We start from the raw sequence: 26455 nt of genomic DNA, 5'->3' as shown, positions 1-26455 counted from the left end.
AAAACAACAATAAAAAATTAAAATTATGGAACCGCTAAAAAACATGATTGAAGAAAAAATTTCAAAAAAGGATTCAAACATAAGAAATCCTTTCAAACCTACTGGAGCATTCATTGGTGCATCCTGGACAGCTCTCCTGGTAGGAACTATTGGTTATTGCATTGGATTATGGAATGCAACCATGGCACTAAATGAAAAGGGATACTACTTTACAATTCTATTGTTTGCCTTATTTGCCGTTATTTCTGTTCAAAAAAGTGTCAGAGATAAAGCCGAAGGACTTGCTGTAACTGAACTATACTATGGTTTAAGTTGGTTTGCGACAATTGCTGCCGTAGTCTTACTTGTTGTGGGACTATGGAATGCAGAATTGCTACTTAGCGAAAAAGGATTCTATGCTATGTCTTTTTCATTAAGTATATTCGCTGCAATAGCCGTTCAGAAAAATACACGGGATGCCAAACTTATCGATGACAATGAAATAAAACTTTAGCGGTTTGTCTATCCTGTGGCCGCTGGCTAACATGCCACAGGATTTATTGTAAACCATGTTTTTACTTATCCTCCTGCTTCTATGCGCTTTTTTGCTGTAATATTTTCCCTATCGTATTTTCGGTATAGTTTTTAAGTAAGTCCACATGTTTTTACGTCACGTTTCATTGCATTTTATATTCCTCGATTTTTCGATACAACGTGGCTACACCGATCTCCAATAACCGTGCTGCTTCTGCTTTATTCCCATTTGTATGCTGCAGCACGCGCTGAATGTGTTGACGTTCTATATTGGCCATGGAAAAACTGGAGGATAACATATCGTCCGCTTTCGAGCTATTCGTCCCAAAAGGAAGACTTTCAGCCTCAAGCTTTCCATTTTCGCTTAATATGACACTGCGTTCAATCACATTTTTTAATTCACGGATGTTTCCACGCCAAGCATTTCGCTCGAGGGCAGCAATAAATTCAGCTGTCATTTGCAAGGGTTTGAGATTCAATTTTACTGCAAAAATATCGGCGTAATATTGGGCCAACAATCGAATATCTTGAACGCGATCGCGCAAAGGTGGTAATTGTATCGTAAAGACGGATAGTCTATAAAATAAATCGCTTCTAAAATGTTCGGCGTCAATTTCAGCTTCAAGATTTCTATTGGTAGCAGCAATAATACGGACATCCACTTTCGTCGGTTTGGAATCACCGACCTTTAAGAATTCACCTGTTTCCAATACACGTAAAATTTTAGCCTGAAGTTCAATCGCCATCTCTCCGATCTCATCCAAAAAAATAGTTCCCAAATGCGCTTCTTCGAATAGACCACGTTGGTCTTTTGTTGCTCCTGTAAATGCTCCTGCTTTATGTCCAAACAATTCATTTTCCAGCAGATCTTTTGTGAAAGCCGCACAATTAATTGCAACAAAACTCCGCTCCTTCCGCGGACTAGCTTGATGGATCGCTTGTGCAAAAACCTCTTTCCCGGTCCCAGTTTCCCCCGTTAAAAGTACAGTCGTATTGGTTATGGATACTTTTTGGGCAAGGGAAATTGCAGATTTAATTGAAACAGAGCTACCTATAATCTTATCAAATGAGAGCCTATTACCTAACTGTTTTTCCAACTGTTTTACGCGTCGTGCCAACGCAACTTTCTCACAGGCCTTATAGAGCAAAGGAATTATTCTGTTGTTATCATCACCTTTGGTAATATATTCAAATGCGCCATTTTTAATCGCCTGAACTCCATCTGGGATATTCCCATAGGCAGTCAATAAGATAATTTCAGTGATAGGAAAACGTTCCTTGATTAGTTTTGCCGTTTCCACACCATTACCATCAGGCAGCTTAACATCACATAATACAACATCAATGTCGAAAATGTCGAGCTTTTTCAAGCCAGATTTGATATCGGAGGCCTCGATTACCTCGAATCCCTCCAAAGTGATGATCTTAGCAAGTAATTTACGAAGTTTCTCTTCGTCATCTATAAGAAGTATTTTATTCACTATTTTTTTTTCAAAATTACGATTTGTTCAATGCAAATAGCAATAATATCCTCAAAAATTAGTGTACGGCTGCACATCTTCCAGTATAAGGAAATTGCTATAGTTCAAAAAGTTTTTCGAGATCAAAAATAAACGCGTATATTTGTCCTACCACAACATAAATAAACTGTATGTAAGATTAAAATTCTTTATAACATAATCAATACCGTCGGTAAATAACTTGCCGAGATGGTCTGTTTTAACATTTAAAGAATTTACCATGATTTCATTACAGCAGATATCTTATATACATCCGAATAAAGATTTATTATTTGAAAATATAAGTCTTACAATCAATACCCACGAGAAAATAGCATTAATTGGCAACAATGGTGTTGGCAAATCTACATTATTGCGCATGATCGCCGGTGATCTATTCCCTACTACAGGCAGCTTGCACAGCGACACCCGCCCTTTATACGTCCCGCAAGTTACAGGACAGTATGATGAATTTACCGTCGCTCAAGCTTTGGGCATTGACAATAAACTAGAAGCATTATATGCGATTTTAGAAGGCGATGCTTCAGAAGAACATTTCAATAATCTTCAAGATGACTGGACGCTGGAGGAGCGCTGTCAAGAGGCTTTTGGCTACTGGAATTTACCACAAATTCATTTAACCCAGAAAATGTCTGATCTCAGCGGCGGACAAAAAACTAAAGTGTTGCTCGCTGGGACTCAGATTCACGCATCTGAATATATACTCTTGGACGAACCCAGCAATCATTTGGACATGGCTAGCAAAAAGTTGCTTTATCGTTGGATACAATCTTCAAAGCAAACCATTGTAATCGTCAGCCATGATCGGATGCTACTCAATCTCCTGGAAGATACTTTAGAAATGACCGCAAATGGTATAAAGCGCTATGGAGGAAACTATGCCTTTTACGAATCGCAAAAAGAAATAGAACGCAATGCGTTAGCACAAGACATACACCAGCAAGAAAAAGCAGCCAAAATCGCTAAAGAAAAAGAGAGAGAAACCATTGAAAGGCAAAATAGATTAAACAATCGCGGGCAAAAAAAACAGGAGAAAGCAGGTGTGGCCCGCATCATGATGAACACACTACGGAACAATGCGGAAAAAAGCACCGCAAAAATCAAGAGTGTGCACCAAGAAAAAATTGGAGATATTCAGTCCAGTCTCCAAGAACTCAGAAATACGAAAGCAGCATTGGATGAAATCAAAATTGATTTAGGAAACAGTATTTTCCCGCTTGGAAAAAGCCTCATCAAAGCCTCCAACATCAATTTTAAATACAATTCAATTGAACTCTGGAAGGAAAATATAGACTTACAGATAATCAGTGGAAACCGAATTATTTTAAAGGGCAACAATGGCTCTGGCAAAACCACATTGATCAAATTGCTCTTAGGCAAGCTAGCTCCTACACAAGGTCAAATTGAAAGACATAACTTTAGCTCCATCTATCTTGACCAAGAGTATTCACTTATCGACCAAAAGTTGAGCGTTTACGAACAGGCTCAAAATTATAACAGTGCATCGTTAGCGGAACACGACGTAAAAATCAGACTTAACCGTTTTCTATTTGGGAAAAATGACTGGGACAAATCTTGTAAGCTCCTGAGTGGTGGCGAGAAAATGCGCCTGATTCTTTGTTGTCTAACGATTAAGCAGCAAGCTCCGGATTTGATTGTATTAGATGAACCTACCAATAATTTAGATATACAGAATATTCGCATCCTTACCCGTGCTATCCGGGACTACAAAGGCACACTAATTGTCATTTCACACGATGAAATATTTCAGCAGGAGATCGGAATAGATAGCACAATAAGCTTAAAAAATTGAGTAAAATAAAACTACAGCCGATATTTCATATAGCAGCAATATCGGCACATTCGCTCCGCGTGTACCTTTATCAACCTCGCTATGTTTAAATTGATAGCACTGTGTTTTGTAACAATCTCATATTCTTTATTTAGAAACATGCTAAAACGATAAATTAAATTGAAAAAAAATAAAATTTTATCAATATATTCACGATGATTTTAAACATGAAACAATAACCATCAATTAATTGAACCATCCCATAGATATAAAAGTTTCCGAGGAAATTGTATCTCACAGGCTATTCAATTAGTTACTCAATTTAATTATGTCAAATTATCAAATTAAAGAGAATCCCGAATTGTTTGACGCGATCGTAGTTGGCTCTGGTGCTGGTGGAGGTATGGCCGGATATATCCTGGCGCATGCAGGTCTCAAGGTATTGATGCTAGAGGCTGGTCCATTTTATGATCCGGCAAAAGATTCGTTACAGTTACGTTGGCCATGGGAGTCCCCCCGAAGAGGAGCAGGTACCACACGACCTTTTGGCGATTTCGATGCCGCCTTTGGTGGCTGGCAACTTGAGGGCGAGCCTTACAGTAAAGTCAATGGCACCGAATTCGAATGGTTTAGAGCGAGAATGCTGGGTGGTAGAACAAATCACTGGGGGCGCATATCTTTGCGCATGGGACCTGATGACTTCAAACCTAAAGATGGGGTCACGGATGAATGGCCGATCACTTATGATGAAGTGAAACCGTTTTATGACCGGGTAGACCGTATGATAGGCATCTATGGCACAGCGGAGGGTATACATAACGAACCCGATGGTATTTTTATGAAACCACCTAAACCCCGTCTTAACGAATTATACATCGCAAAAGGCGCGAAGAAAGCTGGTATACCCGTTATTCCCGGACGTGGTGCTGTGCTGACTGAGGTCTCCAAAGATATCAAAGACAGAGGTACTTGTTTCTATTGTGGGCAATGTGGCCGTGCATGTAAAGTATACGGGGATTTCTCATCGTCGTCTTGCCTGGTAATCCCGGCAATGAAAACGGGTAATTTAAAGGTGATCGACAATGCAATGGTACGGGAAGTGTTGACCAACGATGAAGGATTGGCGACTGGTGTTTCCTATGTTGACACGAAAGATTTACAAGAATATACCGTGAAGGGAAAGACTATTATTCTTGGCGCCAGCGCCTGCGAAAGTGCCCGAATCATGCTGAACTCAAAATCTAAAGCACATCCAGGTGGTGTTGGTAATAGTAGCGGCCTAGTAGGAAGATACCTACATGACTCAACTGGTGCCAGCCTGTCAGGCTATTTACCACAATTACTCGATCGCAAAAGATATAACGAAGATGGCGTCGGAAGTGTCCATATTTATTCACCATGGTGGGAAGATAACTCAAAACTGGCTTTCCCACGAGGTTACCATATTGAATACGGCGGCGGTTTACATATGCCATCCTACGGTTTCCTAAATTGGGTACCAAAGGTAAATGATGCCGGAAAAAATGCCGATGGAAAAACCAAAGCAAAAGGTGGTTATGGTGCAACACTTAAAGAAGATTTCCGTAGCTACTATGGTGCAAATGTTGGCATGGCCGGTCGTGGTACAGCATTGGCAAGAAAGGACAATTACTGTGAAATTGACCCTAGTCAGGTTGATAAATTTGGAATTCCAATACTGCGCTTCAATTATAAATGGGCTAATGAAGAAATAGCGCAAGCCAAGCACATGCAAGAAACATTTCAATCCATTATGCACGAAATGGGAGCTGTCATCACATCTAAAATCCCAGGTGCTGATACCTTATATGGCTTAGAAGCTCCAGGAAAAATTATTCACGAAGGTGGCACGACCAGAATTGGGAACGATCCGAAAACTTCGGTATTGAACAAGTGGGGACAAGCCCATGACTGTAAAAATCTCTATGTGGTAGATGCCGGACCATTTGTACAACAAGGTGACAAAAACCTTACATGGACAATTCTAGCTTTGTCAATGCGTACAGCAGAATATATACTACAAGAAAAGAAAAAATTAAATGGTTAAAGCATGAATAGAAGAGAATCTTTAAAAGCATTAGGCTTTATTGCTGCTGGATCAGGTCTTTTAACCGCAGCTTGTAATTCCAAAGACGCCCAAAATACAACAGCGACAGCTAATGGCGAAAAACTACCTGGTGTCCAGGATTTTGAATATGAACGGACAGCGCAATTAAATGCAGAAAAGTTTTTTGACGAACATGAAATGGCAACAATTACTGTTTTAGCCGATATCATTATTCCAAAAGACAGTAAATCTGGTAGCGCCTCGGAAGCAGGAGTTCCCGATTTTATAGAGTTTATTGTCAAAGATCTGCCTGACAATAAAATCCCCATGCGTGGTGGACTACGTTGGCTGGACCTTCAGTCTAAAAGACGATACGGTAATGTATTTATAAAATGCGATGTAAAAGATCAACTTGCATTAGTGGATGAAATTGCTTATCCTGAATTGGCGAAACCAGAAATGCAACAAGGGGCCGCGTTTTTTTCATTAATGCGCAACCTTACTTCTTCGGGATTTTATACGAGCGAGATTGGCATCAAAGACATCGGATATGCGGGTAATAAACCCGGTGTCTGGAACGGTGTTCCAGACGATGTACTGAAAGAGCATGGTTTTGATCCAAGTAAGTTTTTTGGATAATAAAAAAATCCTTTCCAAGGCTTTTGGAAAGGATTTTTTATTGAACAATACACTGGATTTCTCCACAAATAGCTGTATTAATTTAATTATTGTTCCTGCGTTACCTCAGTCGGTTCCGGAGCTTTATCGATCAATTCCATAAACTGATCCAACTTCGGTGTAATAATAATCTGTGTTCTACGGTTGCGTTGTTTTCCAAGAGCAGTTGTATTATCAGCAATAGGGTTATATTCTCCTCTACCCCCTGCTGTCAATCGCTTAGGATCCACTCCATATTTTGTCTGCAAAGCCTGGACAACCGAAGATGCTCTCAATGTACTTAAATCCCAATTGTTCCGAATATTTGGTTTTGAAATTGGATCTGTATCTGTATTCCCCTCTATTAACACTTCATAATCTCTATAGTCTTGAATGATCTTCGCTATTTTACTTAAGGTCATATCTGCTCGATCACTGATTTCATAACTACCCGACTTATACAACATATTATCTGCAAGGGAAATATACACAACACCTTTTAACACCTGAACATCAACCTCTTGTAATTCTTCACGACTAAGTGATCTTGTCAAATTGTTTGTTAATACCAAATTTAACGAGTCTGATTTGTTCTTTGTCTCAACAAGATGTTTAATGTATTTATTTGATGCGTTGATTTCATCAACCAATTTGGAAATATTGACATTTCCTTGTGAATTTTGATTGATACTCTTATCCAAGGAACTTTGTAAGGCAGCATAAGCCGCTTTAAGATCAGCATTATTTTGTCGTTCTGAAGCTAATTGGTCTTCCAAACTCTTAATCCTTGACCGACTTTCAGTCAATTGAAGTTGACTATCCTGATATTGTGTTTGCAAATTTTTATAATCCGTCTGCAAACCAACATATTTTTTTTTGCTGACACCACATCCTGTAAAAAGTAAACTCGCGGTCAGTATGGACATCGGAAAAACTATATTCTTCATAGCATTCTAAATTTTGTAGATGTTGAATTAATTCTTTAAACTAAAGTAAAGCAATATTTCAGCCAAAAAAAAACCATCTTATCGAATTAACATCCTTTAACGTCTATTGCGCGAGTTCCTTTAATTCAGCTATCGCGAAAACCTGTCCCCCTTTCAAATAAGGATTTGCTCCTTTCAGATAATTGTAAATAATCGATTTCGCTTCTTCATTGGGCAATTTATGGAGATTTTTGACAAGGAAATTTTTGTCTTCTATGATATTATCTTTATAACCCAAAAAAGATGGTGCGTGAACCTGTACGCTCCATCGAATAAACCTTGCTTCAATATGATTGGGATTATTTTTGATTATTTCCTCCAAATGCTTTTTACCTTCTTTAAACTGGCTAATTTTCTTAAATGGATTGCCCATGTGTTTAGCCATTAATATCTCATAAGCCGCACGATAAACCCTTTCTGTGGTAGATTTTGCCCCTTCATCAAGTATATCAAAATTACGTTCACAAAGATCCTCGTCCTTTACTGCCTCAGCATAATCCTTTCTTATCTTATCAATATTCAGCTGCTGTCCCAATCCTATTTTTGCTATTGTAAATAAAAATACTGTCAATACTATTCGTGTCATCATAATTATAAATCAGGCTATTTCAAAAAAATCATTTTCCGACTTAAATTACTAAAAAAATCGAATCCAAATATTAATTTTCAATTATCATACCACAAAGCCTAACACATATGTCGTTATATAACTACAATAGGTTTTTTCGACACTAAAATTCTTTCTTAAAGGATATTTTTAACCCATTTTTGCGCCATGAAATTAGCATTAACAACAAGCCCTGTATGGCTTAAAATAAGTCTATCCATTCTTTTTGGTGTTTTATTGGGATGTTTATTGGGGGAAATGGTTTTCAACCTTTTAGTGTCTTAATTTACCTCAAAATGTAGCAAAAATAAATTAGATTTTGTGTCGCTTTCAAAGAAATCTTGCGCTCATCCTTGCCCAAAATAAAATTATTTTTAGTATATTGCTTATACCAATATAAATTTAAAAGTGAGCTATGGAGACAAAAGCAGAGTATCAGATTTGGGACACTATAGTCAATAGTGCAAAAACTAAATTCGATTATAAGCATATTCGTGCGATGTTCAAAAAGGAGGACGACGAAATTACCGACAAATTTCTATTTCATGTTATAGCAGGATTTGCCTGTGGAGAAAACCATCAAACAATCTCAACTAACTTGTTCAATGAGTTGCAAAGCATCAATTTTGAATGCAATGAGCAGCAGATTGATAAGTTTATTTCTGACAAACACGTTAAATTTAGCCCAGAGATTTATGCAACATATCTTGCATTTTCGATGTTGGAAGACGGTGAAGATATCGATAATATTACTGAAGTCATTAATAATCTACTACAAATAGATAAATAATATTTTTAGAGGTATCGTTTAATTTTGGCCAAAAACTTATATTCGTAAACAAATTACGCCTAAGTTATGCGCCATTTTTTAACACTATTTTTAATATTTTGTTTTTGTTCGAATATTTTGGGACAAAATTTCGAATTTGGCAGAATTTCTATTTCAGATTTCTCGACCACCCCATTGGATAGTAATGCAAATGCTATTGTCCTCAAAGAATTTGGGCAAAGCTCAGTTTTCGTCGATGACTATGATCATCGGATAAAATTAATGCACGAATACCATGTCCTCATCCGTATAAATAATAAAGAGGGTTTTAAAAAAGCTAATTTCGAGATCCCGGCCTATAAAAGAGGAAGTTATATCCGTGACCACTTAGACGAATTGAAGGCTGTTACCTACAATTTGGAAAACGGACAGATCAATCGAACAGAACTTGAAAGTAAAAAAGTTTTTAAAGAAAATTACTCTACTTACCTCGATCTGAACAAATTCACACTTCCAAATATTAAAGAAGGATCCATCATTGAAGTTTCTTATCGAACCCTCGAACAGGATCTATTTAATTTTAAGACATGGGAATTTCAGGATGATATCCCCAAATTACATAGCCAATACATTGCTATTATACCCGCATCTTTTACTTATAATGTAGTATTGCGTGGTCCCTATAAACTTGATGACCCCAAAAAAGGAGAAGTTTTGAAGGAATATCTTTTTTTGGATGGCGTAAGAATGGATTGTTCAAAGCTCACCTATGCGATGTCCAATATTCCGGCTTTTGTGGAGGAGGACTTTATGACTTCCCCAAAAAATTTCAAGTCCGCAATCTATTACGAGCTCGAATCTATATTCTATCCTAGTATCGGAGTCAAAAAAACATTTAGTAAAACATGGAAAGATGTCGACACAGAATTAATGAATGAAAAGACCTTTGGCGGACAGTTAAAAAAAACCGAACTCTTCAAAACCACTCTTTCGACACTTCTAAGTCCAAATGATACTAAATTGGTAAAGGCAAATAAAATCTATGACTACATCAAGAAACAGATAAAATGGAATAATTATGTTGGAAAATATTCCGAAAATGGAATCGAAAAAGCCTTAGAAAAAAGAACTGGTAATATTGGTGATATCAATTTATCGCTGATTACTGCCCTACAAGCTGCGGATTTAGATGCTTATCCAATTATTTTATCAACAAGACGAAATGGTACCCCAAATTCGCTATTTCCTGTATTATCTGATTTTGACTATGTCATTGCCTGTCTGGACATCGATGGCATCAAATACAAATTGGACGCATCGAATCGCTATCTTCCCTTTGGTTCATTGTCCTTGCAATGTCTCAATGAACGCGGCAGAATTATATATTCCAAAAAGAGTTCAGATTGGTTTCCATTAGCCTCCGAAGAAATATCCGAACAATACTATACGTTGACCGGCGTGCTGAATGATCAAGGTCAGATTAAAGGAACGCTTACCATCAGCAGTCAAGGGAATAAAGCGCTCTTAAAAAGGCAGCATATTGCCAAATTCAACTCCCTCGAAGAATACTGGGAGAAACTGGATGAAGAAATGCCCAACGTCAGTCTTACCAATGCCAAAATTGAAAATCTTGACGAGGTCGACCAGGTATTAAACGAGACATTTGATATTACATTAGAAGTTAATAAACAACAAGCAAGTAATATATTGTCGCTTGCTCCAAACGTCATCGATCGAATCTCTTATAACCCGTTCAAAATTCAAGACCGCACTTATCCAGTAGATATGGGATTTAAATCTAAACTCCAATACAATATCCAATTGGAAATCCCCAAACAATACGAAGCATCCGATAAACCACAAAATGTATCTTTGGCTCTTCCTGAGTCCGCTGCAAGATATAAATATCTGACACAGATGAATGGCAATAAATTAGAAGTGCTGGGAAGCCTAAGCTTTAACAAAGCTATATTTACCGTAGATGAGTATTTCTCCTTAAAGGAGCTTTATTCACGCATTATACAACAGCAGAAATTAGACATTAGATTAACCACAAAAAAATGAAAACATTAATTGCCAATTTAATCTATTTCCTCTTTCCAATAGTGGCAATCGGACAAGAAAACTACGATATTGCCAATATTCCAAGTGCGTTAAAAAGCCGGGCAGTAGCAACAGTCCGAAATGATAAAATTGTGGTGGAAATAAAATCCCCTGAGCAGGTCACTGAAACGGTCACACGTGTCATTACCGTTTATAATAAAAACGGGGATTACTATGCCGCCCTTCCGATACATTATAACAAATCAAATGAGATCAAGAACATAAAGGGTGCGATCTATAATGAAATGGGGATATTGCAGAAAAAAATAGCAACCAAGGATTTTAAAGATGTTAGTGCAGTCGACAACAGTACCATGTTTGCAGATTCAAGGATGAAACTCTATATTCCCGATTATCACAGCTACCCCTACACCATCGAATACCAATACGAAGTAAGGCATAAACAGAACTTAATCATTCCTTCATGGACTCCTGAGGTTTCAAATAGTGTATCCGTTGAAAAAAGTAGCTATCAATTTGTAACTCCGATCGGTAGTGAATTCCGTATCGAGTCAAAAAACTATAAAGGCAATATCAAAGAGGAAAAAAACGATAAAACAGTCAGTAAAACCTGGAGTACTGAACATATTCCGGCTAAAAAGGATGAGTCCTATGGTCCTAATCCCAATCTGAAAAGAACCAGTGTATTGATCGTTCCTAAAAACTTCGTCTATTATGGAAAAGAAGGCACCTTTAATGATTGGAAAGAGTATGGCCACTGGTTTTCAACTAAATTATTGAACAAAAAGCAAGATCTTACTGAAGCCTCAAAACAGAAATTTATATCACTTACAAAGAACGCTTCATCGGATCAAGAAAAAGCGAAGATCCTCTATGACTATTTGCAAAAAAACACGAGATATATTAGTATTCAGATTGGAATCGGTGGACTTGAGCCTTTTCCGGCATCTGAGGTTGACCGTTTAGGTTATGGTGACTGTAAAGCCCTGGTCAATTATATGGGAAGCATGTTATCCGCTGTAGGCATACCTTCCTACTACTGTATGGTTGAAGCTGGTAAACACAAGGAAAATTTTCATAAATCATTTGCGAATGTACAGGATGGCAACCATGCAATCCTATGCCTCCCATTCAAAAATGACACGACTTGGCTAGAATGTACTAGCCAGAACCTTCCTTTTGGATTCCTTAGTAATTTTACGGATGATAGGGATGTCATTGCCTGTACAGAAAATGGAGGGGTGATTATGCATACACCAAAATATAGCAATTCAACCAATCTACAACTTCGCAACGCCGATCTGACACTCGCTGAAGACGGCAGTATAAAAGGCACTTTAAACACAAAGTTCTATGGCACACAATATGAAAACCATATGGAGGTACTTTTAGCAAACAACAATGAGAAAACTAAACTATTGGCCGAATATTATAATATCGATAACATCAATTTCGACCAGGTAAAATACACTGAACACAAAGAAACGAAACCATGCGTCGAAGAGGATCTAACAATTTTTATTAAAAACTACGCAGTGAAAAACGGCAATAAAATGTTGATTCAACCTAATATTTTCAATACACAATCCAGTATTTCGGAGAATAAAAATCGTACGGAAGATATCTTTATAGAACGTGGCTTTATAGATATTGACAGCATTAGCATTGCACTACCAGATAACATCGTAAAAAATATAACGCCTGAACAAAAGATTATCGAAAAACCATTTGGTAAATATGAATTTAAATCGGAGATAAAAGAAAACAAGTTAGTTACTTATCGAAAATTAGAATTATTCGAAGGAAATTATCCCGCAAGTAACTATGAAGACTTCTTCCTCTTTCATAAAGAGGTAAGTAGTTCCGATAAAGGACGCTATAATCTAGGCATATTGTAATCCTACCCTAAAATATTTACCAGAATATGAATTTGCCCAGCAATCAAAATAAAGCAATTATTGTATATTAGCCACATGACAGAATACGCGGCAATTTTTGACATGGATGGGGTTATAAGCCACACAAATCCCTTTCATGCAGAAGCTTTCAGGGCTTTTTTTAAAAACCATAATGTACAGCAGGCTACTGAAGAAGAATTTGAACAGCATATGTATGGCAAACACAATAGCTATATCATGCAACATTTTTTTAAACGTCCAATATCTCCTGAAGAATTACGTACGCTCGAATTTGAAAAAGAGCAGCTTTTTAGGGTGATCTACAAAGAACATGTCGCCCCTATTAAAGGCTTAATAGAATTTTTGAAAGACTTAAAAGACAAAGGCTTTAAACTTGCGGTAGCTACATCAGCACCCAAGGAAAATATGGATCTGATTTTGGATGAGTTAAAGATACGAGATCTTTTCTCATCAACATTAAGCAGCGAAGATGTAAAATTACATAAACCACATCCCGAAGTTTATTTGAAATCAGCGGAAAATCTGGGTATACCGATTGAACAATGCATAGTATTTGAAGATTCCTTTTCAGGTATAACGGCGGCAAAGAATGCAGGAATGAAAGTCGTCGCTGTCTTATCAACACATAAAAAAGAAGAGCTTCCTGTCAGTGATGCTTATATCAGAAATTATACTGAAATTTCTGTAGCAAATGTGAAAGCAATCGTGCAATAGAAAAATCATTAAAACAATCTATTACCTGTTCGACAGCTAGATCATTCAGTAAGCTAGCTTCCCTGATTTAGGGTTTATAAATTAGGTATTTATTTTATCTGTAAAGGATACATAAATAATAAGAGCTTCCAAAAGAAGCTCTTATTATCTATGTTAATCCCTTTTGAGACCAAATTTCTCAATTTTACTATAGAGATGACTACGCTGTATATCGAGGTCATCAGCAGTCTTGGAAACATTCCAATTATTCTTTTCCAATTTATATTTTATAAATTCTTTTTCTGCATGATCTTTATAATCTTGGAACGAGTCGAATGAATCCATATCTAACCCATAATTTGCAGTCCCTCTCTCATAGGCAACTCCACCCACAGGTTCACGTGAAGGATTGGCGAATGCAACAACATCTTTATCAGTAATAGATTTATCACTCAAAATAATTAAACGCTCAATCATATTACGCAATTCACGGATATTTCCTGTCCAAGGAAGATGACTTAACTCTTTCATCGCGGCAGTGGTGATTTCCTTAACAGGAATACCATATTCCATGCATATTTCTTCACAAAAGTTTGTCGAAAGCAATGGTATATCATCAACGCGATCTATTAGCGCCGGCACATGGATTAAAATCACCGAAAGACGATGATACAAGTCCATTCTAAAATTCCCATCTTCTATTTCTTTTAACAAATCTTTGTTAGTTGCGGCCACGACACGTACGTTAACATCGATCTCCTTATCTCCTCCCACTCTGGTGATTTTATGTTCTTGTAACGCACGCAAAACTTTGGCTTGGGCAGAAAGGCTCATATCGCCTATCTCGTCCAAAAACAACGTTCCGCCGTTGGCCTGCTCAAATTTACCTATACGTTGTTTAATTGCCGAAGTAAAGGACCCTTTTTCATGCCCAAACAACTCTGATTCAATTAATTCCGAAGGAATAGCAGCACAGTTGACCTCAACCAATGGCCCCTGTGAACGATTGGATTTTTCATGCAACCAACGAGCTACAAGCTCCTTACCCGAACCATTTGCTCCCGTAATCAATACTCTGGCTTCCGTTGGAGCAACACGATCTATGGTCTCTTTGATCCGCTTAATTGCTCCTGACTCACCCAATATATCTTTTGTCTTTGAACTACTGACTTTACGTTTTAATACTTTCGTCTCAGTTACAAGCGAACTTTTATCCAATGCATTTCGAACCGTAATAAGCAATCGGTTTAGATCCAATGGTTTTTCTAAAAAATCGAAAGCTCCTTTTTTTGCTGCCTCAACTGCTGTCTCAATCGTGCCGTGACCAGAGATCATAATAAAGGGAATGTCTGGACTAGCCTGATGCGCTTCGGAGAGCACTTCCATCCCATCCATATTATTCATCTTGATATCACATAGAACCAAGTTGATCTTTTCTTTTTTTAAAATATCTAATCCATCACGACCATTGTCAACATCCAAAATCGTATAATCTTCATATTCTAAGATATCACGAAGCGAACTTCTAATGGCGCGTTCATCGTCAATGATTAAAATTGTACTCATAAATTCAGCATTATGCTATTTTCAATTACGGAAATCAATATAAGGTTTTTTTAGCAATTAGCGAAAAAGAAGCAAACCTTGTAAGCCGGGTTCTGTAGACCACCGAAGTGGAATTTCTATCATTTATCTAGATTTGCCATCACTGACAAACTCAATCAACCTACCCATTACGAATTCCAATAAATTGAAAGAAGACGAGCAGCCTTCAGATTTCGTAACCTATTTGGTCTTTCAACACACGAGGTTTACCGTAATATATGTTACCATACAAGACCGTAAGCTCTTACCTTACGTTTTCACCCTTACTCCGAAAAGCGGTATATTTTCTGTGGCACTTTCTGTCTGCTATTTTCATAGCATCCTTCCCGTTAGGAAGCGTGTCGCTCTATGTTGCCCGGACTTTCCTCTCCTCCCGAAAGAGCAGCGATAGAACCAGTTTGCTTCTGCGCAAAAGTAGCTATTTTACTTGGATAAACAGCGAGTTTCCTTAAAAATTCAATGACGCTCCTTTCATGCGTTGAAGAAGTTAAAAATTACGCAGTCCTTTTGCGTAGATAACATAAAGTTTGTATTTTCATCTAAACTTCCATCGGCAAAAATATGGCATTAAATAAACTCGCGCTTATCCGTTACAAAACAATAGACAACTGTCTGCGTCTAAGACATCGTAAATGGACTTTAGAAGACCTAATGGAAAAGGTTTCTGATGCACTTTATGAATTTGAAGGAATCAAAAACGGTATAAGCAAACGGACTATTCAAGGTGACATACAATTGATGCGAAGCAACAAGCTAGGGTATAATGCGCCTATTATTGTCACCCATCGTAAATTTTATACCTACCAAGACCCAGACTATAGTATAAGCAACTCTCCTATTTCTGTCGGAGATATGCAAAAAATGAAGGAAGCTGTTGAAGTTTTAAAACATGTTACTGGCTTTTCAAGCTTCGACGAAATGAGTGATATTATCGCACGCCTTGAGGATAGTATCCACGCTAAAAAGGATAATCAGCCTTCCATTATCCAAATGGAGAGTAACATCCGTTTGAAGGGCTTATCATTTATTGGCCTCCTCCACCAAGCTATTCGGAAAAAAACACCACTTCTCATCAGCTACCAATCTTTTAGGGCAATACAAAAACAGGATCTGGTCTTCTCACCTTATCTCTTAAAAGAATATCGTAATCGATGGTTTCTTATTGGACACCATAAAAAAAGCGAAGGTTTGATGACACTGGCATTGGATCGAATTGATACAATTGAAGAAATGGGCAAAAATTCATACAAAGAATATACAGGAATAGATTTTGAACGTTATTTTTCAGATACAATCGGGGTCACAAAATCACAAAAAGATCGTGGTCAACGCGTTATTCTAGCAATAAACGCAAAAAACGCGCCTTATGTAGAAACTAAACCAATACACTCTTCCCAACAAATTTTAGATAAAAAAGAAGATGGCTCAATCTTAATCCGTATTGACGTTGTGCTTAATTTTGAGTTGGAAAGGGAAATCTTAGGTTTCGGTGAATCCATTAAAGTGCTATCACCCAGAAATCTACAGAGCAGAATAAAACAGCGCTTGGTCGCTGCCTCACAATTATATACTGAAAAATCTCAGGACGAAACCGCTGCTCCATTAAATGGTACCGAGGCACTATCGTCGTTGCATCAGTAAATGATCCAGTATGGGCTGCCTGTGTAAAATTCTCTATAAATAAACTAGATATCTTGGGCAATTGCATAACCACTAGCCCAAGCCCATTGGAAATTATAGCCACCAAGCCATCCCGTAATATCGACGGTTTCTCCACCAAAATAAAGACCTTCAATTTTTTTTGACATTAAAGTCTTGCTATGAAGCTCCGCCGTCGACACCCCACCACGCATGACCTCCGCTTTATCATAACCTTTATCACCTGCAGGCTTTACCTTAAAGCGATGAATAGTGTCAACGATCAATTTAGCATCAGCTTTACTTAGAGACGCAATTTTGGTATCCAATACCAAGTATTTCCCAAGTGCATCAACCAATTTTCTACTAAAATAATCGTTTAGCAACTGTGAAACAAGTCTTTTGCCTCCGCTTTGGCGCTCTTGTTTAATAAGGTTATCCAAATCAAAATTAGGCAACAGATCAATGCTAATCTCATGCCCCGGCCGCCAATAACTTGATATCTGAAGAATTGCTGGGCCACTTAATCCCCAATGCGTAAACAGCATGTTCTCTTCAAAAGATATTCCAGCAACAGATACCTTGGAAAACACCGAATTTCCGGACAAAGAACTATACCAATCTGCATCTTTTCCTGTAATTGTCAAAGGCACCAAAGCAGGGGCAGTGCCTACCACTTCCAGACCAAACTGTTTTGCAATACGTAATCCAAGATCAGATGCCCCAAGTTTCTGAACTGGAAGCCCCCCTGAAGCAATCACCAGCTTTTTAGCGTTATACTGATACTCTCCTCTCGGATTTTCTACATGAACTGTAAATCCGTCAGCATTTTTTTCCACCGATTTCACGAGCGTGTTGAGTGCTATATCCTGCTCAGTTTCATAAAGAATTTTTGAAAATATGGCTACAATATCCTTAGCTTTATTGGTCTCTGGAAACAATTGTCCCAAGGTTTTTTCCTGCCCTCGGATACCATATGCTTCAAAAAAATCAATAGTATCTTCGACGGTCCATTGCCTAAATATGCCGTGCAAAAAATCCGGGTTCGCAGAGATAAAATTAGCGATCGTCGTTCCTGTATTTGTGTAGTTGCATCTTCCGCCACCTGAAATCAAGATCTTGGCGCCAACCTTTTCATTGCGCTCCAATAGTAATATTTTCTTTCCCAGCAGTCCAGCTTGTGCTGCACACATTAAACCACAGGCACCACCACCAATGATAATTGCATCGTATGTATTCACAGTCCTATATTAATAAGCAATCAATTGATCTTCCGTTGAAATGACCCGTCGTTCCGACTGACTCTGGTAACCAAGTTCGATAATCCGAATTACATCTCGAGCCTGCTCCGGTGAAGCTATTAAGGTAGTCTTCCCTAAAATAGTATCGGCAACATTTTGATAAAACTCGGGATAAGAGCCTTTTTCTGACACAATAATTTCCTCCACATCCTTACCATTTTCAATAATATTCAGTTTACCATAAATACTTGGCTCCTCTTCTCCCCAATTGGGGTCTTCATCAGGGAACTTACCATCCCGCAATAATGCTTCTTGGGGATCAACACCATTTTTTACAAAATTTCCGTTCATACCAAAGAGGCGATATCGTGGAGTCGGTTCTTTCGCAAGCATTGATCCTTTGAGTGAAACTCTCAAATTATCGTAGTACAAAATACAGTCAAAATTATCAATGGTCTTTGCGTGATCCCGTTGTATCGCAAGATCTGCAAATACAGCATTTGGTTTTCCAAATAATTGCAAAGCCTGGTCGATAAGATGCGGCCCTAAATCGTAAAATATACCTGATCCGGGCGAATTCTCTTCACGCCATGCATTGGGTCTCAAATAATTCCGAAAACGGTCAAATCTTGATTCCAGATTTACGATCCGTCCTAATCGTCCACCTGTTATAATTTTCTCTACCGTTCGATAATCCGAAGTAAATCTTAGATTATGATAGGGCGCAAGTACCAAATTCTTTTCTTTGGCGAGCGCAATTAACTCATCGGCCTGTTCTATCGTATTTGTAAACGGTTTTTCGACAACGACATGCTTTCCAGCCTCCAAAGCACGTTTTGCCATTGGATAATGCATATCATTTGAAGTAGCAATCACGACCAGCTCGATGGTTTTATCAGCAAAAATTTCATCAGCAGATAGTGCAATTTCCGCTTGCGGAAAGCGCTCTTTCAATAGCATCTGTTGCTCAGCCTTGCGCGCAGTAACTTTTACAAGTTCTAGCGCCGCTACCGAACGCATAACAGGAGCATGAAAAACCTGTCCTGAAATACCAAAGCCTATAAGGCCAACACGAATCTTACTCATATCGTTACATTCTTTCCGGCACACATATACCCAACAAACCCATTCCTTTGGCGATAACTTTCGCTGCTGCAGCGGACAGATGTAATCTGAAATTCTTTACATCATTGGCCTCGGCTTTCAATATAGTCTCCTCGTGATAAAATTTATTATACAATTTAGCAACTTCATAAATGTAATTTGCCAATTGAGCTGGGCTAAATTCCTGTGCAGATGCTTCAATAGTTTCGGGAAAAGCACCCAACTGCTGAATCAAATCACGCTCATAAGATGAAATTGATGGAAGTACTGATAACGGGCTATTCGCATCAAATTCAGCCTTACTCAAAACCGATTTAATACGCGCATGTGTATATTGGATGAAAGGTCCTGTATGACCCTGAAAATCTACCGATTCATTGGGATCAAACAGCAAACGTTTCTTCGGATCTACCTTTAATAAAAAGTATTTCAAAGCACCCATCCCTATGGTATTATACAGTGCTGCTTTGGCATTTTCTTCCAAACCTTCGGTCTTTCCGAGCTCTTCTGTACGCTCTTGTGCTGTCTTGAGCATTTCAGCCATTAAATCATCAGCATCCACGACCGTTCCTTCCCGTGATTTCATTTTGCCGGAAGGTAGGTCAACCATACCATAAGACAAGTGAAATAAACCATCAGCCCAAGACTTACTCAGTTTTTTTAAGATTAAAAACAATACTTTGAAATGGTAATCTTGTTCGTTGCCAACAACATAAATGGATTCACTCATTTTGAATTCATCATATTTCAGCTGTGCAGTACCTAAATCTTGTGTAATATATACAGAAGTACCATCACCACGGAGAACTAGCTTTTGGTCTAATCCCTCATCCGTCAAATCAATCCAAACCGAGTTATCGTCTTTTTTAAAAAACACGCCTTTTTCCAGTCCCTCCTGAATAATATCTTTGCCTAACAGATAGGTATTCGATTCGTAGTAATACTTATCGAAATCTACTCCCAGCTGTTTATAAGTCTTTTCAAAGCCGGCATATACCCAGCTATTCATGGTTTTCCAAAGTGAGATAACCTCTTCGTCGCCTGCCTCCCACTTTTGAAGCATAGACTGAGCTTCTTTCATCAGCGGTGCATTCTTTTTTGCCTCATCTTCAGATTGCCCCTCAGCTTTCAACACCTCTATTTCTTTTTTATACTCCTTGTCAAAAACGACATAAAACTTACCGACAAGGTGATCACCTTTCAAGCCTGTGGATTCAGGAGTTTCCCCCGCGCCGAATTTCTGCCAGGCCAACATAGACTTACAAATATGGATACCACGATCGTTCACCAAATTGGCTTTGATGACTTCATAACCATACGCCTTGAGAATTTCAGCGACAGAATACCCTAATAGATTATTCCGGATATGCCCCAAATGTAAAGGTTTATTCGTATTTGGCGAAGAATATTCAACCATCAATTTCTTTCCATTAGCTGGAAAGCTGCCAAAATCTTTGGCAACAATCGTATCATTCAATAAAGCAACCCAATAGTCATCGGAAAGTACAATATTCAAAAAACCCTTTATCACATTGAAGTCAGAGATTTCAGCAATATGCTGCTGTAGATAGGCACCGATCGCTGTCCCGGTCTGTTCGGGAGATAATTTCGAAAAGCGGGTTACCGGAAAAGTCACGATTGTAATCTGCCCTTCAAACTCCTTTCGGGTCGCTTGTAAAGCTATTTGATGTTCTAAAATATCTGCATTGTAAAGCGTTTTAACAGCCTGCACGGTGACTTCAACAAGTCGCTTTTGAATAGAATTTCCCATTTAATGATTTTGTAAATTTTACAACTTCCTGATAGTGAATTGGAAATAAATCACATTCCTTATTTAGGTATTCACCATTAAAGTATATCTTTGCAAAAATAATAAAAAATGCAGAGCTATCAGGAATTTCTTGACTTAAGTGTTGGTTTTCCGCAAGACGGATTCGAAATCATCGACGACGAATTGTATTTCCACGATTTGAATTTAATGGAAATGATAGAAACGTACGGTACGCCGTTACGTTTTACCTATTTGCCTATCGTCAGCAAAAAAATTCAACAAGCGAAAATCCTTTTTCAGACCGCTATTCTGAAACACAACTATCGCGGATCTTACAAATACTGTTATTGTACCAAATCTTCCCATTTCAAGCATATCGTAGAAGAAGCCTTGAAAAATGATATCCACCTTGAAACTTCATCTGCCTTTGACATGCCGATGATTGATTCACTGGAAAGACAAGGCACCGTAACAAAAGACATTACAGTCATCTGTAATGGATTCAAAACCTATCAATATAAGCAGTATATTGTTGATATGATCCACGATGGTTATACAAACATTATTCCTGTCTTGGATAATAAGGAGGAATTCAATCTCTATGATGATGAGATTGAATTAGATGAACCATGTGCCTTAGGGATCCGGGTCGCTTCAGAAGAGCAACCAGATTCTCAATTTTACACCTCCAGATTGGGCATTCGCCAAGAAGACGTCATCGACTTTTACAATAATAAGATTGTTGACAACCCAAATTTTAAGGTTAAGCTACTTCATTTTTTCATTAATTCGGGTATATCAGACACACCGTATTACTGGAATGAGTTAGAGAAATACGTCACTCTCTATTGTAAATTCAAAAAAATAAATCCTGATTTAGATACTTTGGATATCGGTGGCGGCATGCCTTTTAAAGATTCATTGGTACATGATTTTGATTATGAGTATATGGTCAATGAAATTGTCAACAGGATCAAACAGATCTGTGCGCACCATGAAGTCATGGAACCAGATATCATTACTGAATTTGGTAAATATACAGTCGCTGAAGCATCGGGAATCCTTTATAAAGTTTTGGGACGTAAGCAACAAAATGATCGCGAACGTTGGTTTATGATTGACGGGTCTTTCATCACCAATTTACCAGATGTTTGGGCTTTAAACCAAAAATACATTTTATTACCAATCAACAATTGGGATTCGGAATATGAACGGGTAAACTTAGGTGGAATCACCTGTGATGGTCAGGATTACTACAATCAGGAAGCACACATGAACTCTGTTTTTATGCCAAAAACACGTAAAGTGCAATATTTAGGATTCTTCCACACCGGAGCTTATCAAGACGTTCTGAGCGGGTACGGAGGAATTCATCATTGCCTACTCCCTTCACCAAAACACGTACTGGTACGTCGAAACAGAGATGAAACATTTAATTATGAAGTATTTGGAGAGGAACAAAACTCCAAACAGGTAATGAAATTATTGGGCTACCAATAAATAAAAAATCATAAAAAAATCCTGTCAGTTGACAGGATTTTTTTATTTCGCTACCCAAGCATTGAAAAATTTCAGAACTTTTTCCTCATCGTAGCCTTTCTCTTTTTCCAAGCTACCACTCTCCTGAACATGAAGCGTCTTTCCATTTTTATCCAATACAATAAAAAATGGGTAACCTAATTTATTTCCCTCCGGCGCATATTTTTGAAAAACCGCCTCATTCTTGTTTTCTTTCGAATAATTTAAATGGTAATAGAGAAAACGCCGCTTTAGCAAATCATCAATACGGGGATTCTTATGAATGTAGTCATTAAATCGTAAGCACCATACGCACCAATTCCCTCCAGCTTGAACAATGATATTCTTTTTTTCCTTCTTGGCCAGCTGTAGTAAGCTGTCAATATCCCTTTGTGCATCGGCTTCTGGACGGTAAGGTTTAGTAAGTTGCCCCTGAATTTTCGAAGCTTCTTGAGCAAAAGCAGTTGAATAGACGAATTGACTAGCCAAACATATACCTATCCCCAAAAACAATATTTTAATCCTTTTCATTATTCAACAAATTATTAATGATCTAAAATTACAAAATCATTCCTCTAAACCAAAACATAAGCCTATCATAATGGTTAAACATTATATCGTCCCTAAAAAATACGACGTGGTAAGAGGGCGATGATAATACTGCCATTACATTACTTTTATTTTTTCACTAAAGCCAGTAACAGGAAGCATTTGAAAATATTAAAAAAAAATAAATAACAAAACAAAAAGAAATAAAAGAAAACTAAAATTTTTGAAATATTTTTGACAAAAATCCTTTAAATTATCACAAACATACCATAACTTAGCATTTATCTGCTACAAAGTACTTATACAAAAAATCTTACTTTAAGACCAAAACGAAATAAAATGAAACAAGGAGAATTCAAACGGTCAAAATTAATAGAAAGAATAAAAGACACAGGCGAATGGGATGTTATTGTCATAGGAGGCGGAGCTAGTGGCTTAGGGGTTGCACTCGATGCATTGAGCAGAGGATTCAAAACCATCCTATTGGAACAAGTTGATTTTGCAAAAGGTACCTCAAGTAAAGCGACGAAACTCGTCCATGGAGGAGTACGCTATCTTGCACAGGGAGACATTTCCCTCGTCAGGGAAGCATTACATGAAAGAGGCTTATTACAGCAAAACGCTCCACATCTGGTAAAAAATCAATCTTTCGTAATCCCAAATTACAGTTGGTTTGATGGGCCCTTTTATACCATCGGCATGAAAATATACGATTTCTTAGCTGGAAAATTGAGTTTAGGAAAATCTATGCATATTAATAAAGAGGAAACACAACGGCGGATTAGTACTGTAAGAACAAAGGGACTCTATGGCGGCGTTATTTATCAAGATGGCCAATTTGATGACTCCAGACTAGCTGTAAATATTGCACAAACCTGTATCCAAATGGGGGGCGTAGCACTTAACTATATACGAGTAACTAATCTCACTAAAAGTAGCAGCGGCAAAGTTAATGGCGTTATCGCACAAGACACTGATACCGGGGAAGTATTTACGATCCAAGGCAAGGTGGTTATCAATGCAACCGGAATCTTTGTTGATGATATCCTAAAAATGGATAAGCCCGAAGCGAAACAAATGGTGAGACCAAGTCAAGGCGTACATCTTGTTTTTGACAAGTCCTTTCTTCCGGGCGATGACGCAATCATGATACCGAAAACAGATGATGGCCGAGTCCTTTTTCTTGTCCCGTGGCACAATCGTGTTATAGCAGGAACTACAGATACTCCGATCGACGAACATAGCCTTGAACCAGTAGCACTTGAACAAGAAATCGAATTCATTTTAAAAACTGCGGGACGCTATCTTACCAAACAGCCTACCCGTCAAGATGCACTTGCGGTATTTGCCGGTCTTCGCCCCTTGGCGGCTCCAACTGGAAATTCCAACAAGACCAAAGAAATTTCCCGAAGCCACAAAGTTATTGTCAGCGATTCAAACTTACTGACGTTAACCGGAGGAAAATGGACAACCTTTCGTAGAATGGGTCAGGACACAATGGATAAAGCAATTAAAATTGGCTGTTTACCTAAAAAGGAGAGCAAGTCAGCGACACAAAAAATTTATAGCGCCATTCCTACAAGCGACCGGAGTAACCATATGTATATTTATGGTTCCGACCAAGAAGCAATACACGCTCTTGCACAAGAAAATCCTATTTGGAATGAAAAACTAGTGGAACACTTAGAATTTAAGAAGGCCGAGGTGGTTTGGGCCGTGCGCAACGAATTAGCACAAACGATAGAAGACATACTTTCGCGTCGTGTACGTATCCTATTCCTCGACGCCAGGGCCGCAATTTTAGCAGCTCCTGAAGTCGCGAGGATACTCGCGCTTGAATTAGGCAAAGACGAAAATTGGCAAAAAAATCAGATCGAAAATTTCGAAAAAGTGGCGAAAAATTATATCTTAAACTAATACAAAATAACCAGCAGTAATCAATTATGGAACAACAATACATCTTAGCAATGGATCAGGGCACAACGAGTTCCAGAGCTATTATTTTTGATAAGGACAGAAATATTGTTTCAATTGCGCAAAAAGAATTCACGCAAATATTCCCAAAACCAGGATGGGTAGAACATGACCCACATGAAATTTGGTCTACTCAAGCAGGTGTCACAGCAGAAGCGACAACAAAAGCTGGATTAAACGGAAAAAATATCGCCGCCATCGGAATTACCAATCAGCGGGAAACTATTGTTGTATGGGAAAAGGAAAGCGGCAGACCGATTTATAATGCCATCGTATGGCAAGATAAACGCACAGCTGATTATTGTGATCAACTTCGGCAATCTGGCAAACATGAAATGATCCAGAAAAAAACCGGCCTCATCCTCGATCCTTATTTTTCGGCAACAAAATTAAAATGGATTCTTGACCATGTAGATGGAGCGAGAGAAAAAGCTCAAAATGGTGAGCTAATCTGTGGCACAATTGACACCTGGCTCATATGGAATCTCACACGCGGCGATGTTCACATAACGGATGTTACCAATGCTTCACGCACACTTCTATTCAATATCCATACCATGGATTGGGATACAGAACTTCTTGAATTATTTGACATCCCTGCGGCAATACTACCTCAAGTGAAAGAAAGCAGCGAAATATATGGTGAATCGAGAACAACTATCTTTGCGCATAAAGTCAAGATAGCCGGAATTGCGGGAGATCAGCAAGCCGCCCTTTTTGGTCAGCAATGCATAGAGAAAGGCATGGTAAAGAATACCTATGGTACAGGATGTTTTATGTTAATGAATATAGGTAGTAAACCAATTATGTCCAAAAACAATCTATTGACTACCGTAGCTTGGAAAATCAATGGAAAAACAGAGTATGCATTGGAAGGAAGTATATTTATTGGCGGTGCATTGGTTCAATGGTTAAGGGATAATCTAAATATTATCTATAAATCAGCAGATATCGAACAATTGGCACTTTCCGAAAAAGATAACGGTGGGATAACCTTTATCCCAACTTTTGCGGGTCTAGGTGCCCCCTATTGGAACGCTAGAGCTCAAGGTACTATCTTCGGCCTGACACGAGCAACAAGCAATGGACACATCGCTAGAGCTTCGCTCGAAGCTATTTCGCTCCAAACTAGGGATGTACTAAAGGCCATGGAGGCTGACAGCGGCATACCGATCAAGGAGCTTCGTGTAGATGGTGGAGCAACGGCCAATAACCTTCTCATGCAGATCCAAGCCAATGTACTGAATAGCAGTGTCATTAGACCCAAAATCACTGAAACAACAGCTTTAGGAGCAGCTTACCTCGCAGGATTGGCCGTTGGTTTTTGGAAAGATGAAGAAGAACTTTCAAAATTTTGGGCACAAGACCGTCTTTTTGAACCAGAAAAAGAACAGGAAGAACAAACCCAACAAATTATTAAGCAATGGGCGAAAGGCGTTAAAGCATTGCAATTCTGGACAGAAAACTAAC

The 26455-nt window shown here is 38.3% G+C and carries 20 protein-coding genes and 1 other RNA gene; 12 read left to right on the top strand and 9 right to left on the bottom strand.

The genetic code is table 11. The annotated features are described in order from the left end of the window. Window positions 1-43 precede the first annotated feature (43 nt). The gene (yiaA, locus tag HPC41_RS16295; protein WP_246250797.1) at window positions 44-493 is read left to right on the top strand and encodes an inner membrane protein YiaA; all 450 of its coding nucleotides are present in this window, start codon (window positions 44-46) and stop codon (window positions 491-493) included. A 163-nt stretch (window positions 494-656) separates the two neighbouring features. On the opposite strand, the gene HPC41_RS16290 is transcribed toward yiaA, so the two are convergent. Continuing rightward, window positions 657-1994 carry a sigma-54-dependent transcriptional regulator gene (locus HPC41_RS16290; protein ID WP_172395062.1) on the bottom strand — a complete coding sequence of 446 codons (1338 nt, stop codon included), beginning with the start codon at window positions 1992-1994 and terminating at the stop codon, window positions 657-659. 259 nt (window positions 1995-2253) lie between these two features. Between HPC41_RS16290 and HPC41_RS16285 the strand changes: the two genes are divergently transcribed. The 3 genes from HPC41_RS16285 to HPC41_RS16275 all read left to right on the top strand — a co-directional run bounded on the left by HPC41_RS16285 (window position 2254) and on the right by HPC41_RS16275 (window position 6529). Continuing rightward, entirely contained in the window at window positions 2254-3846 is a 1593-nt protein-coding gene (locus tag HPC41_RS16285) for an ABC-F family ATP-binding cassette domain-containing protein (RefSeq protein WP_172395061.1), read from the top strand. A 307-nt stretch (window positions 3847-4153) separates the two neighbouring features. Then, window positions 4154-5890 carry a GMC family oxidoreductase gene (locus HPC41_RS16280; protein WP_172395060.1) on the top strand — a complete coding sequence of 579 codons (1737 nt, stop codon included), beginning with the start codon at window positions 4154-4156 and terminating at the stop codon, window positions 5888-5890. A gap of 3 nt (window positions 5891-5893) precedes the next feature. After that, complete coding sequence (locus HPC41_RS16275; protein ID WP_172395059.1) at window positions 5894-6529, top strand: gluconate 2-dehydrogenase subunit 3 family protein; 636 nt, start codon at window positions 5894-5896, stop codon at window positions 6527-6529. Window positions 6530-6615: 86 nt separating this feature from the next. Here HPC41_RS16275 and HPC41_RS16270 read toward each other — a convergent pair whose 3' ends face one another. Both HPC41_RS16270 and HPC41_RS16265 read right to left on the bottom strand, forming a co-directional pair. Then, the gene (locus HPC41_RS16270; RefSeq protein WP_172395058.1) at window positions 6616-7494 is read right to left on the bottom strand and encodes an OmpA/MotB family protein; all 879 of its coding nucleotides are present in this window, start codon (window positions 7492-7494) and stop codon (window positions 6616-6618) included. Window positions 7495-7597: 103 nt separating this feature from the next. After that, window positions 7598-8122 carry a hypothetical protein gene (locus tag HPC41_RS16265; RefSeq protein WP_172395057.1) on the bottom strand — a complete coding sequence of 175 codons (525 nt, stop codon included), beginning with the start codon at window positions 8120-8122 and terminating at the stop codon, window positions 7598-7600. 433 nt (window positions 8123-8555) lie between these two features. Here HPC41_RS16265 and HPC41_RS16260 point away from each other — a divergent pair, with 433 nt between their 5' ends. The 4 genes from HPC41_RS16260 (at window position 8556) to HPC41_RS16245 (ending at window position 13606) form a co-directional block, all read left to right on the top strand. After that, the gene (locus HPC41_RS16260; RefSeq protein WP_172395056.1) at window positions 8556-8930 is read left to right on the top strand and encodes a hypothetical protein; all 375 of its coding nucleotides are present in this window, start codon (window positions 8556-8558) and stop codon (window positions 8928-8930) included. A gap of 117 nt (window positions 8931-9047) precedes the next feature. After that, window positions 9048-10973 (top strand): DUF3857 domain-containing protein, encoded by a 1926-nt coding sequence (locus HPC41_RS16255; RefSeq protein ID WP_246250794.1) that lies wholly within the window; start codon window positions 9048-9050, stop codon window positions 10971-10973. Next, the gene (locus HPC41_RS16250) at window positions 10970-12871 is read left to right on the top strand and encodes a DUF3857 domain-containing transglutaminase family protein (protein WP_172395054.1); all 1902 of its coding nucleotides are present in this window, start codon (window positions 10970-10972) and stop codon (window positions 12869-12871) included. Before HPC41_RS16255 ends, HPC41_RS16250 begins: the two co-directional genes overlap by 4 nt. Before the next feature lie 75 nt (window positions 12872-12946). Beyond that, on the top strand, window positions 12947-13606 hold the full coding sequence (locus HPC41_RS16245) for an HAD family hydrolase (RefSeq protein ID WP_172395053.1): 660 nt from the start codon (window positions 12947-12949) through the stop codon (window positions 13604-13606). A gap of 153 nt (window positions 13607-13759) precedes the next feature. Here HPC41_RS16245 and HPC41_RS16240 read toward each other — a convergent pair whose 3' ends face one another. Beyond that, on the bottom strand, window positions 13760-15151 hold the full coding sequence (locus tag HPC41_RS16240) for a sigma-54-dependent transcriptional regulator (protein WP_172395052.1): 1392 nt from the start codon (window positions 15149-15151) through the stop codon (window positions 13760-13762). 65 nt (window positions 15152-15216) lie between these two features. Then, window positions 15217-15594: RNase P RNA component class A (gene rnpB / locus HPC41_RS16235), an RNA gene on the bottom strand. A 157-nt stretch (window positions 15595-15751) separates the two neighbouring features. On the opposite strand from rnpB, the gene HPC41_RS16230 reads away from it, so the two are divergent. Continuing rightward, complete coding sequence (locus tag HPC41_RS16230) at window positions 15752-16831, top strand: helix-turn-helix transcriptional regulator (protein ID WP_172395051.1); 1080 nt, start codon at window positions 15752-15754, stop codon at window positions 16829-16831. 44 nt (window positions 16832-16875) lie between these two features. On the opposite strand, the gene HPC41_RS16225 is transcribed toward HPC41_RS16230, so the two are convergent. Genes HPC41_RS16225 through argS form a run of 3 tightly spaced genes read right to left on the bottom strand, consistent with a single transcriptional unit; the run spans window position 16876 to window position 20944 of the window. Beyond that, window positions 16876-18021, bottom strand: a complete 1146-nt coding sequence (locus tag HPC41_RS16225; protein WP_172395362.1) for a BaiN/RdsA family NAD(P)/FAD-dependent oxidoreductase — start codon at window positions 18019-18021, stop codon at window positions 16876-16878. A gap of 57 nt (window positions 18022-18078) precedes the next feature. Beyond that, entirely contained in the window at window positions 18079-19155 is a 1077-nt protein-coding gene (locus tag HPC41_RS16220) for an oxidoreductase (protein ID WP_172395050.1), read from the bottom strand. Between the two features lie 4 nt (window positions 19156-19159). After that, window positions 19160-20944 (bottom strand): arginine--tRNA ligase, encoded by a 1785-nt coding sequence (gene argS / locus HPC41_RS16215; RefSeq protein ID WP_172395049.1) that lies wholly within the window; start codon window positions 20942-20944, stop codon window positions 19160-19162. 108 nt (window positions 20945-21052) lie between these two features. Here argS and HPC41_RS16210 point away from each other — a divergent pair, with 108 nt between their 5' ends. After that, window positions 21053-22444: a type III PLP-dependent enzyme domain-containing protein gene (locus tag HPC41_RS16210; RefSeq protein WP_104380843.1), complete on the top strand. Its 1392-nt coding sequence runs from the start codon at window positions 21053-21055 to the stop codon at window positions 22442-22444. Between the two features lie 42 nt (window positions 22445-22486). On the opposite strand, the gene HPC41_RS16205 is transcribed toward HPC41_RS16210, so the two are convergent. Then, entirely contained in the window at window positions 22487-22993 is a 507-nt protein-coding gene (locus HPC41_RS16205; protein WP_172395048.1) for a thioredoxin family protein, read from the bottom strand. 357 nt (window positions 22994-23350) lie between these two features. Here HPC41_RS16205 and HPC41_RS16200 point away from each other — a divergent pair, with 357 nt between their 5' ends. After that, window positions 23351-24928 (top strand): glycerol-3-phosphate dehydrogenase/oxidase, encoded by a 1578-nt coding sequence (locus HPC41_RS16200; protein ID WP_172395047.1) that lies wholly within the window; start codon window positions 23351-23353, stop codon window positions 24926-24928. Between the two features lie 26 nt (window positions 24929-24954). Further along, window positions 24955-26454 carry a glycerol kinase GlpK gene (glpK, locus tag HPC41_RS16195; protein ID WP_172395046.1) on the top strand — a complete coding sequence of 500 codons (1500 nt, stop codon included), beginning with the start codon at window positions 24955-24957 and terminating at the stop codon, window positions 26452-26454. Window position 26455: the final 1 nt, after the last annotated feature.

The organism is Sphingobacterium prati, from assembly GCF_013167215.1.
GTDB classification, from domain to species: Bacteria; Bacteroidota; Bacteroidia; order Sphingobacteriales; family Sphingobacteriaceae; genus Sphingobacterium; species Sphingobacterium prati.
The sequence above is the reverse complement of the archived record's forward strand: the minus strand, read 5'-3'. Positions and strand labels throughout refer to the sequence as shown.